General features: G+C 55.0%; 22 protein-coding genes. 2 read left to right on the top strand and 20 right to left on the bottom strand.

Going from position 1 to position 24289, the window contains the following annotated elements; all coding sequences use genetic code 11:
- The first annotated feature begins 94 nt into the window (after positions 1–94).
- The gene (locus VA597_RS00110) at positions 95–826 is read left to right on the top strand and encodes a hypothetical protein (protein ID WP_243112565.1); all 732 of its coding nucleotides are present in this window, start codon (positions 95–97) and stop codon (positions 824–826) included.
- Here VA597_RS00110 and VA597_RS00105 read toward each other — a convergent pair.
- From VA597_RS00105 to VA597_RS00070, 8 genes are all read right to left on the bottom strand, one after another.
- The gene (locus tag VA597_RS00105; RefSeq protein ID WP_128741042.1) at positions 816–1511 is read right to left on the bottom strand and encodes a DUF6179 domain-containing protein; all 696 of its coding nucleotides are present in this window, start codon (positions 1509–1511) and stop codon (positions 816–818) included. The genes VA597_RS00110 and VA597_RS00105 overlap by 11 nt on opposite strands.
- Positions 1504–1986 (bottom strand): DUF6323 family protein, encoded by a 483-nt coding sequence (locus tag VA597_RS00100; protein WP_128741041.1) that lies wholly within the window; start codon positions 1984–1986, stop codon positions 1504–1506. Before VA597_RS00100 ends, VA597_RS00105 begins: the two co-directional genes overlap by 8 nt.
- Before the next feature lie 152 nt (positions 1987–2138).
- A complete protein-coding gene (locus VA597_RS00095; protein ID WP_128741040.1) occupies positions 2139–2501 on the bottom strand; it encodes a VOC family protein in 363 nt (120 codons plus the stop codon).
- A 25-nt stretch (positions 2502–2526) separates the two neighbouring features.
- Positions 2527–3207: a SurA N-terminal domain-containing protein gene (locus tag VA597_RS00090; RefSeq protein ID WP_326974920.1), complete on the bottom strand. Its 681-nt coding sequence runs from the start codon at positions 3205–3207 to the stop codon at positions 2527–2529.
- Between the two features lie 107 nt (positions 3208–3314).
- Positions 3315–4760, bottom strand: coding sequence for a DUF4340 domain-containing protein (locus tag VA597_RS00085; protein ID WP_128741038.1), 1446 nt, complete (start codon positions 4758–4760; stop codon positions 3315–3317).
- Between the two features lie 2 nt (positions 4761–4762).
- Complete coding sequence (locus VA597_RS00080) at positions 4763–6490, bottom strand: Gldg family protein (protein ID WP_128741037.1); 1728 nt, start codon at positions 6488–6490, stop codon at positions 4763–4765.
- Between the two features lie 15 nt (positions 6491–6505).
- A complete protein-coding gene (locus tag VA597_RS00075; protein ID WP_128741036.1) occupies positions 6506–7210 on the bottom strand; it encodes an ABC transporter permease in 705 nt (234 codons plus the stop codon).
- A complete protein-coding gene (locus VA597_RS00070) occupies positions 7207–8181 on the bottom strand; it encodes an ABC transporter ATP-binding protein (RefSeq protein ID WP_243112564.1) in 975 nt (324 codons plus the stop codon). Before VA597_RS00070 ends, VA597_RS00075 begins: the two co-directional genes overlap by 4 nt.
- Before the next feature lie 660 nt (positions 8182–8841).
- Here VA597_RS00070 and VA597_RS00065 point away from each other — a divergent pair.
- A complete protein-coding gene (locus tag VA597_RS00065) occupies positions 8842–10116 on the top strand; it encodes a DUF1015 domain-containing protein (protein ID WP_128741035.1) in 1275 nt (424 codons plus the stop codon).
- 194 nt (positions 10117–10310) lie between these two features.
- On the opposite strand, the gene VA597_RS00060 is transcribed toward VA597_RS00065, so the two are convergent.
- The 12 genes from VA597_RS00060 to dnaA all read right to left on the bottom strand — a co-directional run bounded on the left by VA597_RS00060 (position 10311) and on the right by dnaA (position 24232).
- The gene (locus VA597_RS00060; RefSeq protein WP_128741034.1) at positions 10311–10856 is read right to left on the bottom strand and encodes an NUDIX hydrolase; all 546 of its coding nucleotides are present in this window, start codon (positions 10854–10856) and stop codon (positions 10311–10313) included.
- A 2042-nt stretch (positions 10857–12898) separates the two neighbouring features.
- Positions 12899–13552: a lysozyme inhibitor LprI family protein gene (locus VA597_RS00055; protein WP_128741033.1), complete on the bottom strand. Its 654-nt coding sequence runs from the start codon at positions 13550–13552 to the stop codon at positions 12899–12901.
- A 13-nt stretch (positions 13553–13565) separates the two neighbouring features.
- A complete protein-coding gene (gene gyrA, locus VA597_RS00050) occupies positions 13566–16109 on the bottom strand; it encodes a DNA gyrase subunit A (protein ID WP_128741032.1) in 2544 nt (847 codons plus the stop codon).
- 57 nt (positions 16110–16166) lie between these two features.
- Positions 16167–16799, bottom strand: coding sequence for a hypothetical protein (locus VA597_RS00045; protein WP_128741031.1), 633 nt, complete (start codon positions 16797–16799; stop codon positions 16167–16169).
- Between the two features lie 339 nt (positions 16800–17138).
- Entirely contained in the window at positions 17139–19079 is a 1941-nt protein-coding gene (gene gyrB / locus VA597_RS00040; protein WP_128741030.1) for a DNA topoisomerase (ATP-hydrolyzing) subunit B, read from the bottom strand.
- 105 nt (positions 19080–19184) lie between these two features.
- Entirely contained in the window at positions 19185–19484 is a 300-nt protein-coding gene (locus VA597_RS00035) for a hypothetical protein (protein ID WP_128741029.1), read from the bottom strand.
- A 15-nt stretch (positions 19485–19499) separates the two neighbouring features.
- Complete coding sequence (locus tag VA597_RS00030; protein ID WP_128741028.1) at positions 19500–19880, bottom strand: hypothetical protein; 381 nt, start codon at positions 19878–19880, stop codon at positions 19500–19502.
- A gap of 12 nt (positions 19881–19892) precedes the next feature.
- A complete protein-coding gene (remB, locus tag VA597_RS00025; RefSeq protein ID WP_128741027.1) occupies positions 19893–20162 on the bottom strand; it encodes an extracellular matrix regulator RemB in 270 nt (89 codons plus the stop codon).
- Positions 20163–20198: 36 nt separating this feature from the next.
- Positions 20199–21275, bottom strand: a complete 1077-nt coding sequence (gene recF / locus VA597_RS00020) for a DNA replication/repair protein RecF (RefSeq protein WP_128741026.1) — start codon at positions 21273–21275, stop codon at positions 20199–20201.
- Positions 21272–21490 (bottom strand): RNA-binding S4 domain-containing protein, encoded by a 219-nt coding sequence (locus VA597_RS00015; protein ID WP_128741025.1) that lies wholly within the window; start codon positions 21488–21490, stop codon positions 21272–21274. The genes recF and VA597_RS00015 overlap by 4 nt, the downstream gene beginning before the upstream one ends.
- Positions 21491–21502: 12 nt before the next feature.
- Positions 21503–22612, bottom strand: coding sequence for a DNA polymerase III subunit beta (dnaN, locus tag VA597_RS00010; RefSeq protein WP_128741024.1), 1110 nt, complete (start codon positions 22610–22612; stop codon positions 21503–21505).
- A 306-nt stretch (positions 22613–22918) separates the two neighbouring features.
- A complete protein-coding gene (dnaA, locus tag VA597_RS00005; RefSeq protein WP_128741023.1) occupies positions 22919–24232 on the bottom strand; it encodes a chromosomal replication initiator protein DnaA in 1314 nt (437 codons plus the stop codon).
- Positions 24233–24289 lie beyond the last annotated feature (57 nt).

The raw sequence follows: 24289 nt of genomic DNA, 5'->3' as shown, positions 1-24289 counted from the left end.
ATCGTAAATATCAGTATTTTGAACTATATCATAGATCAAAAAAGATGTATCATAAAATAGTAAAAGAATTTTGAAAAATTCGGGAGGAATGAGAATGATGGACATCGGGAACTGCAAATATGTGGCAAGCTGCGTGTTTACCAGGGAGAAACCGGAATTAAGCGAGAAAATCCAGGAGTATTTAGAACGGCGGTTTCATATGGAAATCATACGGTGCTGCGTCCCCAACTACAAGCTGGAGGAATTTACGGCGCAGATGCCGGAATGGCTGCGTCCCCGCTGGAGGGCGACGCCGGATTTTCAGAATTTTTCCGAGGGCGACACAATGGTCTATGTCTGCCACAACTGCGCGGCCATCTTTCAGGAGACAATGCCGCAGGTGAAACGGCTCTCCCTGTGGGAGCTGATTTTACAGGACGAGGAATTCCCGTTTCCGGATTACTCGCATGAAAAAATGACAGTGCAGGATTGCTGGCGTTCGCGCGACAACCTCGCCGAGCAGAAAGCGGTCCGCGCTCTGCTTCGGAAAATGAACGTGGAGATTGTGGAGCAGGAGGAAAATTACGAAAAAACGCAGTTCTGCGGCGTTTCCCTGTACGCGCCCTCTCCGGCAAGGAATCTGAAACTGGCGCCGAAACGATTCGTTATGGACGCAAAGGGAAAATTCATTCCGCTTCCGGAGGAGGAACAGAATAGGCTGATGCAGGAGCACTGCCAAAAAATCACCACCGACCGGATTGTCGCATACTGCCATTACTGCGTCAAGGGTCTTCGTCTCGGCGGGAAACGGACCGATCATCTCGCGGGCCTGCTGTTCAATCCGTAACGGATTCCTGCTCCTCCGGCAGCCGGTACGGCTTCGGGGCGTGTTCCCGCTCCAGAAGAAGCTCCGGGATATTGACGATCATTTCACGGTAATCCAGCCGATGTTTTTGCCCGTGCAGCGTCAGGACGGCCCGGATGTAATTTTTCTTGTACCGCGCGCAGAATCGGTTCTCGCGCAGCAATTCTTCCAGGTAATGGCTCATGTACAGGACGCCGCCGCGGCTTTTGTCGCCGCAAAGCAGGGGATAGTCCGGGAATCCGGTCAGCGCGCCGTTTTCATGCGCCGCGTACTCCGGGTCATAGCTTTTAAAAAATCCGGGGACTGCCCCGTCCAGCGTGGCGTTGTAAACGATCAGTTCCGTGGGAATTCTGGTTTTCAGCACTTCCCGGTACAAAACCTTCAGGTCGGACACCATGCCTTTGACCCGTTCGCAGCCGCAGCGGAACAGCTCGTCCGGGAGGACAGCCCGCAGCGCGGCGGCTGGGTCGGGCCGGAAGGAAAGCTCGACGGAAACGCAGTACAGCATGGATTCAAGGACATTTTCGGCCGCTTCCTCCGGAACGGAACTGCTCTGTCCGGCGGTATAGCGGCTTAGCTGATCCGCCAGCGCCCAGAGCAGGCCGGCGCGAAATCGTTCCGATTCCTCCGCGCTCAATCCCGCGCGGGCCAGAAAGGATTCATTCATCTTTGTCCTCCCCGTCCCAATCGTCTTTCTCCTCTTCCGCGCCGAACAGCAGGAGCCTGCGCAGCTGTTCCAGCTCCGGTCCCTGGAACATCTCCAGCGAGCCACGGTAGCGGGATTCAAAGCAGTCGAACAGAAAATCCACCAGGTTATCGTCCGAAAAGCGGTCTTCGGTCTCATTCTTCAGCAGAAAAAACGCTTCGAGCAGTTCGTGCAGCGCCGGGGCATAATCGTATTGGTATAAATAGCGGGACCGGCTGAACGCCCGGATGATCTTTTCCAGCACGGGGGTACCGAATTCCACGCGCCCGCTCGCTTGCAGCGCGATTCGCCTCGTTTCCGCCAGCGCCAGCGCGTCCTCCCGCGACAATTCAAGCCCGAATTCCTGCGTTTCCTCATTTAATGTGAGCAGATTTTCCGCCGTCCGGGCATCGTCCAGCGCCGAAGGCCTCAAAAAAGAGGAAAGCTGAAACTCCAAAAAAATTTCTCCTTTCCTTTAAAATAGTTCTTGACATTTGGTATCTCTTGTGCTATACTATATATTGTATTAGTATGTATTATTGTGCTAAATAAAAGTATAACATGAGCCGGTATCCCTGTCAAGGGACGCCGGCTTTTTCTATTTCTTTTTTAGTTAAACGGACAAGTGAGCTCAACCTGATTCCCCTCGCTGTCCAGAAATTCCAGAACTTGATTTTTTCCGATGACCGTCGGTGCAAAGACAATCGGGCAATGCAGCTCTTCCAGCCTTTTCAAAGCCAAATCCATGTCGGTTACCTCCAGACTGGGCAGACAGCTGTTTCCCCAACTGTGCTGTTCGTTCCTTTTTTCGTTGGCAAATAATCCATACCGGAAGCCGTTGATGTCAAACACACTGTAAACCGGATCTTTTTTCGTCACCTTTTGCCCCAACAGGATTTCATAAAAACGGATCGCCCGTTCCATATCTTTTACGCAAACATAAAGGGATGTCAGATGAAATGACAAACTCATCGGTTCAACCTCCGCCAAATCCATTTTAGGGACTGTCCCTGTGCTTCACATCCGCTTTTTTCATCAGTTCGGCAACATGGCCGTCCCACATCTCCTGTTTTGTCTCGGTCATGCTGGAATGTCCGGCAACGTATTTTTGATAAAGCCTGTTTTGGATCAGGATATTGCGCTCCGTCGGCACGGCATTCTTTTCATATTGGTCCATGCTTTCATGGAGGGCGGAAGCGACGGAAGTCAGTGTATCCCACGACTCCTTCGCATTTTTCTTTTCCTCCTCCGACCCGTTTTCCATCAGGTCCTGAATCTGTCGGTCCGTCGCGCGCAGGGAATCCAGCGCGTCCCTGTCCGTGACGGTGATTCCCTCTTTTTCCGCTTCCTGCTTCAGCACTTTTGCTTTGATCAGGTCGTCTAGAACCTCTGATTCACTCTTTGAAGATTTTTGTTTCGACGGAAAAAGACGCGCCGTTATTTCTTCCATTTTTCTCGTGTCGCCAATCGCTTTGTCAAGCGTTTTTTTCAGGATCGGCTCCCCGTTGACATACGCCTCGACGGCCTCGCCCGAATCCGTTTGCCATTTCATTGCGTTCCACGGAAAACTTCCGTTTGCGGCGGCAACCGCGCAGCAGGCGGCGATCATCACGGCACTGCCGAAAACGATCGGAAGGAGGCGGCTCTTTTTCAATGAAAATCTCATTTCCTTTCCCATTCGTTTCTCTGCTCCGATTGTAGCATCCGGTCAGCGGCGTTTCAAGCGAAACCGAAAAAATCATGAAAGAGGACGGGCGATTCGCCCGTCCTCTTTCATATGAATTCTCAGCCGACGGCCTTGCCGTTCTCCAGCGCAGCAATATCTTCGGTCACCGCGTCAATATCATCCTGTGCGACAATACCGAACACCTGCCCGTTTAAAACGGCGGTGTAGCGGCGGTTGCCGCTTTGGTAGAATTCAACGGTATCCGCGCTGGAACCGTCGAAATACTGGTACTGCACCGTCAGCACCGGGCTGCCGGCCGGCTTTTCCGACGCTTCCTGCAAAATGGAGACACCGGTCAGCTTCGTAAAGAAATTCTTGTAATTCGTGTCGTAATCCAGCGATTTTCCGGCGTTGCCCGTCACTTTATACGTATAGTACGTCGTGTCTTCGGTGGACTGCTTTTCGTCCTTGGCCCGCGTGAGGTTCAGAACATTTTTGCTGCTCCCCACGGTGACCGTCAGTGACTTGACCGTTTCAACGTCCGGCGCCAGGATCGTTTTGCTTCTCAGATCATACAGGCTCTGCAGCGCCCAGGCCTCGATGCCGGAAGAGGCGGCTTTGTAAACCACGTTGATCCCGCCCAGCATCACATAATAGCCGTCCCCGTCTTTCGCCCCCGCGGTGATGGTATAATTCGCTCCGTTGACCGAAAACTGCGCAACCGCCGTCGGGCTGTCGAACCCGTACTTTTTCAGCGCCGCCGCGTCCGGATTGACGGCTTCCACCGAATCGGCCGTCAGGCTGGCAAGAGCGCTTTTCAGACTGGAAAGCTTGGTGGAATCCGCGGTGTAAGCCGAAGGGGAAGAGATCCTCAGGTCGGTCTTATAAACGGAAAACGCGACGGGCTGCGGGTAGTTCGCGCCGCTCAGCGCGATTTTGGTGAAGTTGTTTTCCCCCGAGGAGTTCGTGATGGCGAGAATATCCTTGCTGACGAAATAGCCCGCGTCCTCCAGCAGCCCCTGATCGACCGAGACGATATAGACATTTTCGGAATTCAGCCCGCACATGTAATAGGCGGAGGAATCCGTGGCCGACGTCTTGCCGATCTTATAATCATAGCTGCTGCCGTCCCGGAACTGGACCTTCACGGTCGCCTGCGGATCTTTCAGTCCAAACTCCTCCAGATTGCTGACCGTGCCGAGGTTCTTGCTCGCGACCAGGCTGAATCCGTTTTTCACGACGGATTCCGTCGCGGAGGTATTGATCGGGCAGCCGCCGAGCTCCTTGACGGTGTAGGCCGGCCCGGAATCTCCCGATGAAGCCGAAGAAGCTCCGGACGCCGCCGGCGTCTTGACAGGGATGAGAGTGTAACTTCCCTTTTCGTTTACCACGTTCATGGAAACAACATCTTCACTTTTTTTCGACACAAGCTCGATGCTGGCCGTGGATGAGGCGGAAGAGGAGGCCGCCTTGTCGTTTCCGGTCAGTTTCAGGGTAAGGAGGGCGCCGCCGAGGACGACGATGCAGACCGCGACAATGATCAAGTTTCTGATGTTGCTCCTCATGCTTACAGATGCCTCCTCTTATGATAGACCCAGATGCCGAGGACGACGATGATCAGAGGAATCAGAAACATGAATACGCCGAGCCCGAGGAAGGTGCTGACCTGGGCCGTCGCCGTGATATCCGTCGCGTTCAGCGGCTTCGCGGTGATCTGGACTTCGGAAGAGGAATCGGAGGTTCCCGTCGCGTATTTGGCAAGATCGACCATGTAGGTGCCGTTGCCGAACGCGCTGGAATTGATGATGCCGTCCGTAAAGAGCGCGGAGCTGCCGATTGCGATCACGCTGGCGTTGTAGTCCTTATCGCCGTTTTTTACCGTTTCCTGAGAAAGGGCGGCCGTGTTGCTGGACTGCTTCGGCAGATTGTCGGTCGATTTCGTGCTGTTGTCCACCAGATAGCAGGAATCGGAGCTTTTCGCGAGCGGGTAAGTCGTCTTGCCGCCCTTTGTTTCAAACAGCAGCTTGACCGGGCTGGATTGCGGCGTGATGAAATATCCGTAGTCCGGGGAACTGCCGTCGCTCGACGGTTTCAGCTGCAGACTGCTTTGAATATCTGAAAGAATGTAGATCGGATTGCTTGAAATGAACTTCGACTGATCCGATTCCACAATCACGGAAGCGGGGACCTGGATTCCCCATTCCTCCAGGAAAGTGGCAAGCTTCGGCATCTCCGCCTGGCTCGGCGCGAACGTCACCATCAGGGAACGGTCCCCCGCAAGGGTCTTGCTGCCGAGGAAATCGGAGAGCTTTTTGATCTCGTCGTCCGTATAATCCTTGGCCGGTTCGCCGAGAACGATCATCTGCGTATTGTCCGGAATCTTGTCTGTCAGGAGGCTGAAATCCTTGGTCTCAAAACTGTTGTTGTCCAGCAGCTTTTTAAAAGCGGACATGTCCTGCTTTTCCGAATGCCCCGTGTCGAAGGCCACGGTCGGCAGCTTGTCGGAAATGACCGCGTTCAGCGCGGAGACCAGCGCGCCCTCCACATTGGAGTACACCTGGGAAGAGGTGTAGTCGCTGGAGTACTGGATATTGAAAAGATCGGTGTAGGCCAGAATCCGATAGCGTTTGTCCGTTTTCACGATCACGTCGCCGGCCGCGATACTGTCGCTCTGGTATTCCGCGGCAAAGGTCGGATTTTTATCGAGGTCCACATACTGGACCGTGATTTTTGAGTTGCGCTCCGCGATTTTTGAAAGGAGGCTGCCGACCTGGCTGTACTGGATCCCCTGGTCGGAATAGATCTGGTCGCCCTCCACCTGCTGCTGTGTTGCGCAGATCGTGATATTGGTCGGAAGATCCACTTTATCCACCACTTTCAGCCCTTCGGCGGAAAGGGAGTTCGAGCCGGTCTTGGTCAGGTCCAAATTGACGGACGGGAAGCGCTGGCCGAGAATGCCGACCAGGATATTGACCAGAACGACCACGACGAGAAACCCGGCCGTGAACGCCGTGGAAATGGAGCCGTGCCGGAATTTGCTGCTTTTCATGAATTCAGAATGGCCTTTCCTGGGTTTTCCCGCCTTTTTCTTTTCTTTCTTTGATTCTTCCGCCGGGCCATCCGCTTTTTCCTCCGCCTCCGGCTTCTGCCCGGCGGCCTGTTCTTCACCCTGCGGCGCGGCGGTTTCCTCCCGGTTTTCGGTCCCGGCCTGTTCGCCTTCGGCCTTCGTGTTCCCTTCGGGGGTTTCTTCCTCCGGGAGAAGCGCGCCCGTGCGCGGGTCTTTTTCCTGATTCATCTCAATAACTCCCCCTTAACCCCATCTTTTGCTTTCCAGCTTGCGCGCGGTGAGAAACCAGAAAACCGCGATGACGCTGAGAAAGAACACGATGCTCGAAAGATTTAAAATCCCTTTGGCAAACGGCTGGTACCGGCTGTCAAACGAAATCCCCGTAATCAGACTGGAAAAAAAAGTATTGGCGACCAGACTGCTCATCTGGTTGATGACCAGAAGAAAAATCGAAACGCCGAACGTCGCGACCGCCGCGACAATCTGGCTCTGCGTCAGCGAGGAAATAAAAATCCCGATCGCGATCATGGCCGCGCCGTACAGAAGCGAACCGAAAACGGTCCCCAGGATGGTCGCCCAGTCCGGCGAGGCGAAAAACGAGATGATCACGACTGGAATCAGGCTCAGCAGCATCGCAATGGCAAACACGAGGAACGCGGCGAGAAATTTGCCGAACACGATGGCCCCCACCCCGACCGGCGCGGTGAGCAATCCCTGGTCCGTGTGGTTGCGCATCTCGTCGCTGAAGCTGCGCATGGTCAGAATCGGCAGAAGCATCATGCTCCAGATGAACAGCGTCGAATAGACCTGCGGGATATAGGACGAAGAGCCGATGCGCAGCACCTGATAGTAATAAAAGCCGAACAGGAGCAGAATGACCCCGACAAACACATACCCGATGGGGGACAGAAAATAAGATTTGAGTTCCTTCTTTGCAATTGCCTTCACTGCGCATCCCCGCCTTTCGTCAGATTATCCTGTAAATAGGCCGAGCCGGTCAGCCGCAGGAACACGTCCTCCAGCGACAGGTCGGAGCTCGTCATGGAAAGCACCGGCCAGTTCCGCTTTGCCGCCAGCGCGAACAGCGGCCTGCGCAGGTCTTCGCCTTCCTTGACTGAGATCTCATATTCCCACACGCCCGGTTCCTTTTCGCCGAAATTCCGGACGCCCTCCACAAATTTCATGCCGTTCAGGGCTTTCTCAATCTCCCCGGACGCCCCTTCCATGCGGACTGAAAGATGGTGCTCCGCCGACATGCTGTGCTCCAGCTCAAACGGCGTTCCGTCCGCGACTAGCTTGCCGCGGTTCACGACGAGAATGCGGTCCGCGACCGCCTGGATCTCCGGAAGGATGTGAGAGCTGAGGATGACAGTGTGGTTCTTTCCGAGGCCCTTGATGAGGTTCCTCACTTCGATGATCTGCTTGGGGTCCAGTCCGACGGTCGGCTCGTCCAGTATCAGAACAGGAGGGTTTCCGATCAGGGCCTGGGCAAGGCCGACGCGCTGCCGGTAGCCTTTCGAAAGGTTGCCGATCAGCCGCTTGCTGACATCCAGAATTTTCACCAGCGCGCAAATTTCACGGAGGTGCTTTTCCCGGGGCAGGGTCACTTTTTTCAGCTCATAGACGAAATTCAGGTATTCCCTTACCGTCATGTCCGGATAAAGCGGCGGCATCTCCGGCAGGTAGCCGATCAGCTTTTTTGCCTCGTTCGGCTGGTCCACCGTGTCGAACCCGCCCACCTTGACCGAGCCGGAGCTGGCGGAAAGGTAACCGGTGATGATATTCATGGCCGTCGACTTTCCGGCGCCGTTCGGGCCGAGAAAACCGATGACGGTGTTCTCCCCGACGGAAAAACTGATGTTGCTCAGGGCTATGTTCTCCCCGTAGCGTTTCGTGAGGTTTTGAACCTCAATCATCATTATGTCCCTCCTGTTGCATCATATCAAACGTACTTTTTCATTCTAGCAATCTGAAATTAGAGAAATGTAAACATTTTTTAAATTATTCCTTGTTTTTTTATAAACATTCCGTCTTTGACATCAAAACGGCGTTCCGGTATAATAACAGCATACCGGCAGCGTACCGCTGCATCTTCGCGCCTACGGCGTCCACGACTTGGAACGCATCTGATTTTCAGCGCGTAACTCGCATGTGCCCCATTATAGCTTACCGGACCATCCGGTCGGGCCGGCCCGCCAGCCGGCAGTCGGTAAAAAGCCGGCTGAGACGGGCGGAACAGAGACCGGAAACTCCCGAAAACGAAAGCCGGGATCGCCATAGGCACGGACCATCCGGTCAGGCCGGCACCAGCCGGCAGTCGGTAAAAAGCCGGCTGAGACGGGCGGGACAGAGGCCGGAAACTCCCGAAAACGAAAGCCGGGATCGCCATAGGCACGGACCATCCGGTCAGGCCGGCCGCCAGCCGGCAGTCGGTAAAAAGCCGATTGAGGCGGGCGGGACAGAGACCGGAAACTCCCGAAAACGAAAGCCGGGATCGCCATAGGTAAGAAAGACGCTGTGGTATGCTGTCAAAAACGGTCGTAATGCGATAAAAAATAAAATGGCAAGGAGACTTTGCAATGGCTGAAATCAAACCTTTCCGCGCCCTGCGCTTCGCGGACAAAGCGGGCGCTGTTTCCTCCCTGACCTGCCCGCCCTACGACATCATCAGCGAGGAGGAACGCCGGGCGCTTCTCCTGGAAAATCCCTACAACGTCATCCGCCTGGAGCTGCCGAGGGAGGGGGAAGACCCCTACGCCGAGGCGGGACAGACCCTGAAAAGCTGGATTTCAGACGGGATTCTCCGCCGCGACACCGACCCCGGCCTGTATCTTTACGAAGAGGAATTCACGGCCTATGGACAAACCAAAAAGATCAAGGGGATCGTCTGTCTTGTCAGGCTGGAGGAATTTTCAAAGGGGATCATCCTTCCGCACGAGGAAACCCTTTCCAAGGCAAAACAGGACCGTTTCAACCTGATGAGCGCGACGGGCTGCAACTTCAGCCAGATCTATTCGCTTTACAATGACGAAAGTCAAACCACCCGCGGCCGGATCGACGCGCTTTCCTCCGGGGAGCCGCGCTACGAGTTCCGCGACGGCGCCGGCGTGACCCACCGGATGTGGCTGGTCAACGATCCCGTCGCCATCCGGGCGGTCTGCGAAGACTTCGCGGACCGGAAGCTCTATATCGCGGACGGACATCACCGCTACGAAACCGCCCTCAACTACCGCAACGCCCTCCGCGGACAGGGCGAAGCGGCCGGAGGCGAAGACTATGTCATGATGATGCTGGTCGACATGGAAAACGACGGGCTGGTCGTATTCCCGACTCACCGCATGGTGCGCGGCCTGACGGAATTCAGCGCGGAGCGCCTCCTTTCTGCCTGCAAAGCCTATTTCGACGTGATTCCGCGTTCTCCGCTCGGCGAAATCTCCGCAAACCTCGACGCGCTGTACCGGCAGGGAAAAAAAGCGTTCGCCTGTTACTGCGGCGGGGAGGAGTGGACCCTGCTGATCCTGAAGGACAATTCCGTCATGGCGGAGCTTCTGCCGGAAAAAAGCGAGGCATACCGCGGGCTTGACGTCTCCGTTCTGCACTCGCTGATTCTGGAGCGTCTGCTTGGCATCGACCGGGAAAACATGGCAAACCAGAAAAACCTCGCCTACACCCGCTCGATGGAGGAGGCCGTCGCCTCCGTGCAAAAAGGCGAAAGCCGGTGCGCGTTCCTCCTGAACCCGACGCGCGTGCGGGAAATCCGCGACGTGGCCGCGGCAGGGGAAAAGATGCCTCAGAAATCCACCTATTTTTATCCAAAGCTGATCACTGGCCTTGTGATGAACCAGATCGGCTGAACGGACATTTTATCCGGAATGCGCCTGCGGCACAGACCTGCCTTTCGCGTCACGCGGAGGGCGGGCCTTTTGATTTCCGGCGGAAATTCCCGCATTTTTTTCAACAGAAAGCGAAAAAAATGTTGAAAACCTTTCGAATGATCGATGTGAAAATAAACTTATCGTCAATATCTAAAATTATAATACATATTGTATCATATTTTTCCGTTTTTCACCATTTGAATGGTCTTCAAAATCAGCACCTGGGTTTTTGCGTCCGGAATCTCGCCGTCCAGCACCATTTGTGCGGCTTTCTTCAAAGGAATTTTTTTGACTTCCAGAAACTCCCCTTCGTCGAGGCTCAGGTCCCCGCTGGATTCGATGCGGCAGGCGTAAAGGTGGATCACCTCGTTGGTGTAGCCGGGGGAGGGGTACATCCTGCCGAGATCCAGGTAGTTCCTGCCGGTTGTCCCGGTTTCCTCGCGCTGCTCGCGCTTTGCGGCCTCGAAAGGGTCCTCTCCTTTTTCGAGCTTCCCGGCAGGGGCCTCCAGAACCACCTCATGGTAGGGGTAGCGGTACTGTCGGACAAACAGCATTTCATTTTGATCCGTCAGGGCCGCGACGCTCACGCCGCCTCGGTGGTCGACACATTCGCGCGTTACGACGCGCCCGCTGATCAGCTCCGCTTTGTCCACATGGAGATCCAGGATTTTGCCGCGGTAAATGTAGTTTTGATCCAGTGTCTTTTCGGTCAGTTTCATTTTGTACCAGCCTTACAAACAGTATTTTTATAAAATCATATTTCTATATGTATTTCAAACGTTTTTGACCTGCGTTACTCTGGTTCAATTTATTTATTTCTGCGCTCAGGCCGCGCGGGTCTGTTTTTTCGGGCCTGATGCCCGGCGACTCTTAATACTAAATTTCTCTTATTTTCTTTACCTGTGGCAAGTGCCGCTTAACCGAAATTTCTTCTATCCCTTTTTCTTTGCGCTCAGGCCGCGCGGGCCCGTACTTTCGTAATCAGACGGACGCAAAGCGTCTTACACGCTACGCGGCCTTGAAAAGAAGAAACAGAGTTGTTGAATTGACCTCTCAACTTTGGTCCCCCGGTCGAAGCATCAGGAAAAACAAAGACGAAGAACTTCAACTTCCCAACGGGAGGGGCACCTAAACGTTCCCCCCAACACCCCCCGGCACCTGTCATGCAAAACGGTTCTGTTATCAGGCGAGTTCTTCTCATTGAACGTTCCCGGTTTTTAGCTGAGTGAGAAAAAATCATTTACTGAAAATTTTCGGCTTCCTTTTATATACCCTGTGGCTTCGGCTCTTCAGCCCCCGTCGTCCATGAAAAGCTGTTGTTAGAAGAACAGAAAAAATCTTTTTGACGGCTCCCGGGGGGTGTTAGGGGGACCATCCGGTCCGGACGCGCCTACGGCATACACGGCTGAAAAAGCATCGTTGCTTCCCTGTTTTTCGCCGCTCCGGGAACGTGAATCGTAGATGCAGCGGCACGCTGCCCCCACCCGTACTTTGCTTCCTTTCGGGCAGGCTGAGCCTGCATGCATGTTTTCCACTCAGAGTTCGCTGAGTGAAAACCAAAGGTGAGTGCAAGACTGCTTCTGACTACTATCCTTAGTCATGATCCGCCGTAGGCGAGTAAGACGCTGTGCGTCCCCGCGCGGCCTGAGCACAAAGAAAGAAAATTAGATGAGATTTGGGATAAGGGGAACCGGTCCATAGGCCCATAGGAATCCGGCCTTAAGATAAATTTTGGGTTAAGAGGACCGGGCCTTAAACCTAAACATAAAATATCAAGATAAAGATTACTAGTTGAATTTTGGTAAATATAGGATTATAATAGATTTGCAAGGTAAATAAAGAGTGCAATGCAGAGGCAAGGTGTCGAAAGCACCCGCCTCCTGCATACGGAGAACCAACCTCCATATACCACGGAATTCACCGCGCATTGCAGGACCTATTATACTTGCTTTTTCTGTTTTTGTACAGAGGGGGGAAGGACGATCCTCCTTTTCCTCCTGTATTTGCGCGTGCGCCGGTGTATGGAATGATCAAATTCCGTACCGGCGCTTTTTGTTGCCTTGCGGGCAACGTACCGTTGCATCTACGGCCTGCCATACAGAACAGTGAAATGTTTCGGCTTCGTTTGGCAGGACGGTCTGGGGAATCTCCCAAAGGCAAAGCCCTTGCGCGGACCCGCCGGTCCATTGGACGAACGTGCCAACGGCGGACGCGATTTCCGCTTGCCGGGAGTTTCTTCCCTCCGTCCCACCCGTCTCAGCCGACCGTTTCACAGTCAGCTGACCGGTGGGCCGTTGGGTGCGGCGTCACGCCGCCCGCCGGCGGAATGAATTTTGTGAGAGAAGAATGCGGACAAAAGAAAACCCAACCATACCCGGCGCAGTGAGAAATTCCGCCGGCAAAACAGGGAACGGAGCGTTTAGCCTGAACGGCGCTTCGCTCCCGATTTTTTTATAACAATACGTTGAATTATTTCAAGACAATACAAAGTACAAATGCTTGTCCTCAGGCCGGACACACAGTGTCTTTCGCGCCTACGGCGTTCCCGGCTTTGGCTTCCGGGAGGATTTCCACTCTGTCCCGCAAAACGAAACAAGCGGATTTTTGCCGTTCCAATCTGCGGGCCGTCCTGACCGGATGGTCCGGGCCTACGGCGTTCCCGGCTTCAGCTTTCGGGAGTATTAAACCTCCGTCCCGCCAAACAAAGCAAACAAATTTTTGCCTTTCTGAACGGCGGGGCGTAGATGCAGCGATACGCCGCTCAGCCTGTAAAAGCGTAGGAATAATTTTTATCGTAATTGTAAAGCTCGCGGTAGAGCTGCGCCGCGCGGCTGCGGTAAAAGTCCATCTCCTGAGAAGCCGCGTTGACCTCCGCCATGCTGCCTCCCGCGGAGAGAGCGCTGCTGGTGATCTTTTTCAGCGCGGCGTCTTTCCCGTCCTCCCACTTCTGCTGTTCCGCTTTCAGCTCGGCGGGCTTGCCGCTGGAATCCGCGCTCATTTTCTTTTGAAGCCCGCTCCACGCATGGTCGATTTCTTTCTGCCACAGCCCGGCGTATTTCCGCGATACGTTGACCATGTCGACGGTGGAAACAGCCTGGTCCGACTCTTTGATATAGGCTTTGTCGACCGGGTTGCCCGCGAATTTCTGGTTGAACGCCTCGCTGTCGGTCGTGATGGTCAGCACGCGTCCCGGCTGGGAATCCGCCGGCTCGTTGGGTGTTACGACGTGCCCGGAGACCGGGTCTTCGCTCGACGAATCGGGCAGGGAGGAAGCCGGGAAAGATGACAGGGAAGACGGCGAGCTTTCCGGCGTCGCGGAAGTCTGCTGGGATTTGTGGAACAGGGAGCAGCCCGGCAGCAGGACAGCCAGCGCCAATGCCCCCGCGAAAATGGATACGGGCAGATTGTGTTTCATCTGCGGTCCTCCTTTATTTTTCCTCTTCCGGACCGTTTTCCGGTTGTCCCTCTTCTTCCGATTCCTCCGAAGCGTCGTCGGAACCCTCGTCCGCGCTTCCGTCGTCCAGAGCTTCTTCCGCTTCCTCCTCGTCGTCGTGCGCGGTGCAGGCCACCGTGACGACGCGGCTGTCCTCGGTCAGGCGCATCAGCAGGACGCCCTTGCTCGGGCGCTGGCACTGGCGGATCGACTCCGCGAGAATGCGGATGATGATCCCGTCGGAGGAAATCAGAATGACATCGTCGCTGAGGCCGGCCGATTGGATCGCCGCCACATCTCCGTAGTGCTCCGTGTGGTAGTTCAGCAGCCCTTTGCCGCCGCGGAACTGGGACCGGTAATCGCTTTCCGGGGACAGGCGGCCGAATCCGGTTTCGGAAACCGTCAGCACCAGCGTGCCTGGAACCAGCACCACCATGCCGACGACGCAGTCGCCCTCCGAGAGCGAAATCGCCTTGACGCCGCGGGTCGCGCGGCCCATGGCGCGGGCGTCCTGCTCATTGAACCGGATCGCCATGCCCTGTTTTGTCGCGACAAGAAGATCGTCCCCGCCGCTCGTCATGCGGACCCAGGAAAGCTCGTCCCCCTCGTCCAGGTCGATCGCGATGACGCCGCCCTTGCGCGCGGTATCGTAGGCGGAAAGCGCCGTGCGCTTGATGATCCCGTTCCTCGTCACCATGACGAGGAAGCTCTCCTCGTCGAATTCCGGCACGCGGATCATCGAGGTGACCTTTTCCTCCTGCGCGATGGGCAGCAGGTTCGCGATATTGATTCCCTTGGAGGTTCTCGCTCCCTCCGGAATCTCATAGCATTTCAGGCGGTAGACGCGCCCGAGGTTTGTAAAGAACATCACATAATCGTGCGAACCGATCACGAACATATCCGTCGCCGCGTCTTCCTCGCGCCGCGTCATGCCGGAAACGCCGCGGCCGCCGCGCCGCTGCGTGCGGTAGATGTCCGTCTTCTGGCGCTTGACATAGCCGAAGCTGGTCATGGTCAGCATGCATTCCTCATCGGGGATCAGGTCCTCGATATCGACCTCGCCCGTGACCGCCGCGATTTCCGTGCGGCGCTCGTCGCCGAATTTGTCGCGCACGGCGGTGGCTTCCTCCCGGACGATGGCGAGCACGCGCTCCTCATGTGCGAGAATATCCTCGTAATCGGTGATTTTAACCAGCAGGGCGGCAAGCTCGTCCTCCAGCTTCTGCCGTTCGAGCCCGGTCAGGCGGCCGAGCGGCATCTGAACGATGGCCTGCGTCTGCACGTCGTCGAGGCCGAAGCGCTCGGTCAGGCGGGCGCGCGCTTCCGGAATGGCTTTGGAGGATCGGATGATGTGGATGACCTCGTCGATGTTGTCGACCGCGATTTTGAGGCCCTCCAGAATATGGGCGCGCTCCTGTGCCTTTCTCAGGTCGAACTGCGTGCGCCTGCGGACAACGTCCTCCTGGAATTTCAGGTATTCGAGCAGCAGCTCCCGAAGCGTCAGCGTCTTCGGCTCGCCGTCGACGATCGCGAGCATGTTCACGCCGAACGTGGACTGCATCTGTGTGAAGGAATAAAGCTGATTCAAAACAATCTGTGGGGAAGCGTCGCGCTTGACCGTGACGACGATATGCATTCCCTCGCGGTCGGAATGGTCCTCGATATTGGAAATGCCCTCGATCCGCTTCTCCTTCACCAGGTCGGCGATGGATTCGATCAGCCTCGCCTTGTTGACCTGGTAGGGCAGTTCGGTCACGATGATGTTGAAACGGCCGTTCTTTTCCTCCTCGATCTCCGCGCGGGCGCGCACGATGATCCGGCCCCGGCCCGTGCCATAGGCGGCGCGGATCCCGCTGCGGCCCATGATGATGCCGCCGGTCGGGAAATCCGGGCCCTTGATGCTCTGCATCAGGTCGTCCAGCGTCGCGCCGCGGTTGTCGATCAGGGTGCAGACGCCGTCGATGACCTCCCGCATGTTGTGCGGCGGGATGTTGGTCGCCATGCCGACGGCGATGCCGGTCGAGCCGTTGACCAGAAGATTCGGAAAATGGCTCGGCAAAACGACGGGTTCTTTCAGGCGGTCGTCGTAGTTCGGCTGGAAATCGACGGTTTCCTTGTCGATATCCTGAAGCATTTCCAGCGCGATCTTGCTCATGCGCGCTTCGGTGTAACGGTAAGCCGCGGGCGGGTCCCCGTCGACGGAGCCGAAGTTGCCGTGGCCGTCCACCAGCATATAGCGCATGGAAAAATCCTGCGCCAGGCGGACCAGCGCGTCGTAGACCGAAGCGTCGCCGTGCGGGTGGTAGCTGCCCAAAACGGAGCCGACGGTATCGGCGCACTTCCGGTAAGCCCGGTCCGGCATCAGGCCGTTTTGAAACATGGTGTAGAGGATTCTTCTGTGGACCGGCTTGAGCCCGTCGCGCACATCCGGAAGAGCGCGGGAAACAATGACGGACATGGAATAATCGAGAAACGATTTCTTCATTTCCTTTTCAAGGTCCACATTGACAATTCTGTTATTTTCTTCTATTTCATCCATTTCAGGGGCTTCCTCCTGCAATTTTGTTGCGTCCGGCGCTCAGCGTGCGCCGCCTGTTTACAATTTCAGCTTCTTCGGTCTGGTTCCCGCCACGATCATGGCCTGAACGTCCGGCAGAATGCGGGGTTTGATGCAGCGCACGGGGATCATCAGCATCTTTTCCGCCGCATACAGCACAAAAAGATCCTTGATCTGTACAAATCCGGCGGTTCCGTCCATCGGAATCTCCCACAGTCCGCCCTCTTGGTCAACCTCGATCCGATCCGGATAAACCGTCATTCGGACCGTATTCCCGTCTGCGGCCTCCCGCGCCCGGAGCACGTTTTTTCTGTAAGGAAAAACTCCGAGCACAATGATAACAGCCGCGCACAGAGCCGCGCAGAAATAGTAGAAACCGCGGTATGTAAAGGCGCCGGCGGCCAGAAAGAGGACCGCCAAAGCCGCCGAGCCGGACATTGCCAGAACGAAGGTCTTTCGATTTCTGTGCAGACGGCTGGAGTATCTCAGACATTCATAGACTTCCTCTTTCTTCAAAACATAGGAAAGCTCGATTCCGGTCTGCTGTTCCTCATAGGCTTCGCTCTCATCCGGCACCAGCTTGGATTCCTGAAAATCCGGCTGAGGAGGTCCGGAATCTTCCGGTTCCGGAGGTTTGGAATTTTTTTCGTTTTCAGTAGAACGGCTGGTCATCTCTGTTAAACTCCTTCTGCACATCCGCTGTTTCACATATCATGTCGGACGCATCAATCTAAAAATTTCATCTTCTCTTCAGAATTTACAATACCGCAGCGCTTCCGCAAACTTTGTCAGATATCGCGGCATCTGCGGCATCCGCCGTTTCAACGCTCCGCGTATCCACACATTTAGCTTGCGTGAACCTTTGTGTCATACATCGAGGTTCTGTACATATTTTGCGTTCTGCTCGATAAATTTCCGGCGCGGCTCTCGCTGTGGGCGGCCGCACCCTTTGCCGCTTCGCAGCATTCCCCTGACAGGGGACACGCCGCGCGGGAAATCCCGCGGCCCTGCTCAGACATCGAGGTTCTGTACATATTTCGCGTTCTGCTCGATAAATTCCCGGCGCGGCTCAACCTTATCGCCCATCAGGATGGTGAACGCCTCATCCGCGGCGGCTGCGTCCTCCACCTCCACACGCAGCATCATCCGGGTTTCCGGATTCATCGTGGTCTCCCAAAGCTGTTCCGGGTCCATTTCGCCCAGGCCTTTATACCGCTGAATATCATATCCGGAGATGAATTCCTTCATCAGCTGGTCGCGTTCTTTGTCCGTGTAGGCATAATAGTGCTTTTTTGTTTTGGTCAGGCGGTAAAGCGGCGGCTGCGCAAGGTAGACATGGCCCTCTTCCACCAGCGGCTTCATAAACCGGAAAAAGAACGTCAAAAGCAGTGTGCGGATGTGGGAACCGTCGACATCGGCATCGGCCATGATGATGATTTTGCCGTAGCGCAGTTTGTTCAGGTCGAATTCCTCACCGATGCCGCAGCCGAGCGCGGTGACGATCGGCATCAGCTTTTCGTTGCCGTAAACTTTGTCTAGCCTGGCTTTTTCCACATTCAGCATCTTTCCCCAAAGGGGAAGAATCGCCTGATACCGGCGGTCGCGCCCTCCCTTCGCGGAACCGCCCGCCGAATCGCCTTCGACGATGTAGATCTCGGTTTCATCCGGGTTCCGGCTCTGGCAGTCGGCCAGTTTGCCGGGAAGGGAAGCGTTCTCCAGCGCGGACTTGCGCCGCACCATGTCGCGCGCCTTCCGCGCAGCTTCTCGCGCGTGGGAAGCCGCCATCGCCTTGTCGAAAATCGCGCGCGCCGCGGCGGGATTCTCTTCCAGATAAACCGACAGCTTTTCCGAAACCATCGAGTTGACCAGCGTCCCGATCTCGGTGTTGCCAAGGCGCGCCTTGGTCTGGCCCTCGAACTGAGCTTCCCGCAGCTTGACGCTGATAATGACGGTAAGCCCTTCGCGGAAGTCATCGCCGGAAAGGTTCTTGTCGCTCTCTTTTAAAATATTGAATTTCCGTCCGTAATCGTTCATCACGCGCGTCAGGGCGCGGCGGAAGCCGTCCTCGTGCGTACCGCCGTCGGTCGTGTGGATATCGTTCGCGAACGAAAGCATCAGCTCGTTGTAAGAATCGTTGTACTGCATGGCGACTTCCGCCGTCGCGGATTCATCCGGTGCGATCGCGGAAAAATAAATGACGTCCGGATGGATGACCTCGACCGCTTTTTTTTTGTTGATGTATTCGACAAAGCTGCTGATTCCGCCCTCGTAGTGAAAATCGTCTTCGCGGCGGTTCTCCGGGTTCCGTTCATCCGCCAGGACAATGCGGACCCCCGCGTTTAAAAACGCCTGTTCCCTCAGCCGGGTCTGCAGCGTTTCATAATCATAAGCCGTGGTTTCCCTGAAAATTTCAGGGTCCGCCTGAAAGCGGACGCGAGTGCCGACTTTATCTGTTTTTCCCCGCTGCTCCAGCTCCGTGACCGGTTTGCCCCGCTCAAACCGCTGAAAATAGACGACCCCGTCCTTGAAAACTTCAACTTCCAGCCACTCGGAAAGCGCGTTGACGACGCTCGCGCCGACGCCGTGCAGCCCGCCGGAGACCTTGTATCCTCCTCCTCCGAATTTTCCGCCCGCGTGCAGCATAGTGTAGACAACTGTGACGGTCGGGATGCCGACCTGGTGATGGATGCCGACAGGAATGCCGCGCCCATTATCGGTGACACAGATCACGTCTCCGGGAAGGATTCCCACTTCGATTTTGTCGCAGTAGCCCGCGAGAGCTTCGTCGATCGCGTTGTCCACAATCTCGTAAACCAGATGATGCAGTCCGCGCGGCCCGGTGGAGCCGATATACATGCCGGGGCGTTTCCGGACGGCTTCCAGTCCTTCCAGAACCTGTATTTCACTTTCGTCGTATTCGCTGTTCGTCTGTGTGACCTTGCCAAACTCCAAGTTGAACCCTCCAGTTGATCTACAAATCGTATCATTTAAAATTTTCTAACGCACGGCAGCCGTCCTTATTTCTCAGCCACGTTCGCCGCAGACGCGAAAAAGGCGCTACGCATCCGGCCCGTATCGGACGGTATAGGGATTCAGAAGCCTGATTCCCGCTACCCCCGCCGCGGTCACTGCCAGAAGAAACGTCAAATTCATGGCGGGAATCGTCAGCAGAAAAAAATCGAGCCCGACCAAAAAAAACGAGGATAGGGCGTACAAAACAGCCCGGCCGGTCCGGCTGTAAATACGGAAGGTCTTACCGCAGTTCGGGCAGACCCCGCTTTTTTTATTCCGCGACTTTTTGACCTCCGGATAGAGAAATCTCGCGCCGCAATAGGGGCACAGGGGAAGTTTCAGCATTTCGGTTTCTTCTTTCTAGCGCCAATGCGCGGCGGCGCCCGTTCTTCTGTCCGGCTTGTGGACTGTGCCGGGGGGAGCCGGACGTTTCCGCACGGCGGGTTTCCTCAGGCGCACAAGAAAAACAGACATCAGATAAAACAGCAGAAACGGAAGCAGAACCAACAGAATCAGCCAGATATCCAGCGGCAGCAGTCCGACAAACCCCAATGTAAAAAAAACGCCGCTGACCAATATGGCGAGAAACGCGAACAAATAGAGAAGCCTGTCCAGCACGATATTAGAGACACCGCCGCACTTGGGACAGAGATATTCGCCCTGGGTTTTCAAAACCCAGGCGTTTGCGAGACCTATTTTATCCCCGCAGTGAGGACAGCGCGGTTTTCGAAACTTCTTCATGTGGACTCCTTTTTAAAGATTTGAAATTTCATCGGTGAATCCGGTTCGTTTTAGCAGCGTTGAAGATGAAATCTGCGTAATATAGAACGTCGTTTTATTCCCTTCTCTGCAAAGGACGAAGGATTTCGGCATTTCCATCGAAACATTCACAACATTTCCGGATTTCTGCGCCGCCGCGAGCGTGTCGCGCGTTGTTCTGGAAATCGTCGATGTCTCCATGTCAAAAATTCCGATGATATTTTTCATGAGAACTACGGTGTCCTGTCCTAAATGAAGATACATGGCGTGATTCCTTTCCCATTGGAAAAATGATCGGTCTCAGAGCGGTTGCCGGACGGAAAGCACGCCGTTTTCCATCTGAAACAGAGCTCCGCTTTTCATCAGCCGCGCCGCGCCGGGTTCACAGCATGTCAGAAAAACCTGAAATTCCGAAAGGTGGTTCAGAAGATAATCCTGCCGCTGAGAGTCCAGTTCGCTCATGACATCGTCGAGAAAAACAACCGGCCTTTCACCGTTCATGCGGTTGAGCAGTTCCGCCTCCGCCAGCTTCAGCGCGAGAACGGCGCTGCGCTTCTGTCCCTGAGAGGCGTAGGCCCGCGCGCTCATCCCGTCGACGGTAATTTCAACGTCGTCCCTGTGGGGACCGGCTCCGGTGTGCCCGTTCAAAAGGTCTTCCCGTCGGCTGTCGGAGAGCGTCTGCCGAAGATCATCCGCGCTTTTGAGATAGCGGAGCGACAAGGTTTCCCGGTCCGCGCTGATTCCGGAATAGAACCCGGCGGCGGGGGAGGCGAGTGCGTCGAGATACGCCGTCCTCTGGCGAACGATCCTTTCCCCAAACTGACAGAGCCTGTCGTCCCAGATGGACAGAGTATCCATCAGCTCCGCGTGGCGCGGAATATCTTTCAGCAGCGCATTGCGCTGGAACAGCGTGCGGTTGTAACCGGAAAGAAGCGACACATAGCCCGGTTTTATCTGGCAGAGAGCGGAATCGACGAAGCTTCTGCGCAGGGCCGGGCCGCCGCGGACCAGCGCAAGATGTTCCGGTGAAAAAACGACCGCACAGAATTTTCCGGTCAGGGCGGAACACGCTCCCTTCGGCACACCGTTGAGTTCCGCAGAGCGGCGGCCGTCCGCCACCGTGATCTGCGCGGTCTGCTCCCGCCCTTCACTGTAAAAATCCATCTTCAGCCGGGCCGACGGTTCTTCTCGGAGGACCAGCTCGGCATCCTTCGCAGAGCGGAAAGACCGCTCTCCGGTAAAAAGCCACATCGCTTCCAGGAGATTGGTTTTTCCCTGCGCGTTTTGCCCAAAAATCACATTGACTTCGCCGCAGGGATCAAATTCGCCGGCCGGGAGATTTCGGAAATTCTTCCATGAGAGCCGCTGAACTTTCACGGGGAGCATACCTCATAAACGGATTGCCCGACCTGGGCGCGGTCACCGGGCCTCATTTTTTTCCCGCGCATGGTGCAGACCTCTCCGTTTACCAGCACCTGACCGCTTTGAACGGCGTATTTGGCCTGCCCGCCGGTTTCAAAGGCTCCCGCCAGCTTTAGAAAAGAGTCGAGCCGGATAAATTCCGTCCGTATGATGATCTTTTCTTCTTTCATCCTATCGAGCCTTCATTCTCCGGTATTTTTCAGGCGGACTGGAAGCACGAGAAACAAAAACGCATTCCCTTCCCGGGGGAGAATCCGCATGGGACTGAGAGGTCCGTTCAGCTGGACACGGACCTCGTCGCATTCCGTGTTGCGCAGCGCGTCGAGAAGAAAGCGGTTGTTAAATCCCATTTCCAGCGAACTGCCTGTGATCTGTGCATCGAGTTTGTCGTTCGCGCGGCCGATTGCCGTCGAGCAGGAAACGCGGATCTCATTTTCTTCGAATATGCACCGCACCGGGCTTTTCAGCCGGTCGGTGATCAGAAGGGAAACACGTTCCACGCTGCTGATGAAACTTTGCGTCGAGACCTTCAGCTCCGTTGAGCATTCGTTTGGCACCGCGGCGCGATAATCGAGAAATTCGCCTTCCAGGAGCCGTGAAATGACTGTGTAGTTTTGAATGCTGAACAAAATGTGGCGCCTGCCGATTTGAAGTTCCACTTCGTTGTCGTCGTCGCCAAGCAGTTTTAAAACTTCTCCGAGTGTCTTGCCCGGAACGACGAAATTTGTTTTTGATTCGCATTTGATCGGTTCTTCCCTGATGGCGAGCCGGTAACCGTCGACGGAAACGAGCCGGAGGCAGTCGGTTTCCAGTTCGAACAGAGTTCCGGTGTGGATTGGTTTCGCGTCGTTTTCCGCCACGGCGAACAGGGTTTGGCGAATCATGCTACGCAGGATGCCGCTTTGTACTTTCAAGGTGTTTTCTCCGCCGACGGCCGGGAGTTCGGGGTATTCCTGAGCGGGGATTCCGACGATGGAGTATTCGGTTTCTCCGCTTTGGATGGTTGTCATTTGTTTTTCATCCGTCATGATGGTGACGGTTGCCGCCGGGAGGCGGCGGACGATTTCGCTGAGGAGTCTGGCGCTCAGGACGATGCTTCCGTTTTCTTCGGTATTGCAGTCAAAGTAAGTTGTGATGCCAAGCTCCAGATCGTAGCCGCAGAGCTGTACGGTGTTGTCCTTGGCCTGGATCAGAATTCCTTCCAGGGCAGGGATGGAAGATTTGGAGGAGACCGCCCTTTGGATATTCAACACGGCTTCGTTCAGCTTTTGCTTGTCGCAGGTTATTTTCATGATCTCACCGCTCATTTCCTTATATGAATGGATAGAAATGGATTTTTTCAGTAATAGGAGTAGTATGCGCTGAAAAGTTGAAATTATTGGAAAATCCGCATGGATACTGGTTTTTTCAGCTTTTTGTTTTTCTTTTTCTTCTGTTGGAAATTTGTTAACAGTATGTATTTTTTTTGAGGATTTAACATGCTGTTGAAAACTCTGTGGGAAATGTTGAAAAGAAGTTTAAAATCCGGAAGGGACTTTGAATTTGGAAAAGAACAGTTTTCCTCCGCTTTGTGGAATGTTGAATCGGTTCTTCACGATTCAACGGTCCCGGATGTTTTTGATGATATCCTCTGCCGTCGCCTTTATTTTAGCGTCGCGGGAAATATTTTTCTCGACCTGCTGGATTGCGTAGACGACGGTGGAGTGGTCACGCCCTCCGAATTCCTTTCCGATTGAGGTCATAGGCATCTGCGTGATTTCCCGCACGACGTACATGGCCATCTGCCTGGCGCCGGAAATGTTTGCGCTGCGTTTGGAGGAACGGATGTCGTCGCCGGTTGTCCCGAATGTACGCGCGACTTCGTCGATGATTTTCTCGACGGTGAAGGGGGTGGGCTGGTCGTTGTTGATGATGTCGCTGATGGCGGCCTGAGCCGTCTGTATGTTCATGGTTTCCCCATTTAGAAGGGAGTACGCCTTCATTTTTTTGACGGCGCCTTCCAGCTGGCGGATGTTGTTTTTCAGCCGGTTCGCAATGTATTCCACGACGTTGTCCGGCAGGGTGATCTTCAGCAATTCCGCTTTTCTTTTAATAATGGCAATCCGCGTTTCAAAATCCGGCGGCTGAATATCGGCGGTCAGGCCCCATTCGAACCGGGTCAGAAGGCGTTCCTCCAGAGTCTTGATATCCTTCGGAGGCCGGTCGGAGGTCAGGACGATCTGTTTTTTCGCCTCGTAAAGCGTATTGAAGGTGTGAAAAAATTCTTCCTGCGTGGAATCTTTGCCCGCGATAAACTGGATGTCGTCTACAAGAAGCACGTCCGCTTTCCGGTAGCGCTGATGAAATTCGCCGGTCGTGCCCCGGCGGATGGCCTCAATCAGCTCGTTGGTGAATTCGTCCCCTTTGATGTAGACGATCTTCATGGCGGGGTTGGTGTTGCCGATCTCATTGCGGATCGCGTAGAGCAGATGCGTTTTTCCAAGACCCGAGTTTCCATAGATGAAAAGAGGATTGTACAGGCTGGCCGGTTTGCTGGCGACCGCCATGGAGGCCGCGTGCGCGAATTTGTTCGACGGCCCCACAATGTAGGTGTCGAAGGTGAATTCATAGTTGTCCTCGTTCTCAGCCAGTTCCTCCTTTTTTGCGTCGCTTTCCATTTCTCCGGGGACACAGACGCGGATCTGGATCTCGCGGCTGAAAATTTGCCTGAATGCTTCTTCCAGAATTGCGTTATAATAATGGAGAACCGTCTGGCGGTGCAGTTCGTTCGGCACCCTCAGAACCGCGACCCCGTCGGTAAAATCGAGCGTGACGGGCTCAATCCTGCTGATCCAGGTGGAAAATGCGATTTCCGTTATTTTACTTTTGCAGTACTCGCAGACGAGGTTCCAAACCTCGGTGAACGATTCCATTGATTGCAGTACCTCATTTTCATTCTTTTCCCATTTGGCATCATCGGATTCTGTCAA

It is taken from the genome of Caproicibacter sp. BJN0012, assembly GCF_035986805.1.
Classification (GTDB): domain Bacteria; phylum Bacillota; class Clostridia; order Oscillospirales; family Acutalibacteraceae; genus Caproicibacter.
Note: the sequence above shows the minus strand (reverse complement) of the source record. Positions and strands in the feature narration are given on the sequence as shown.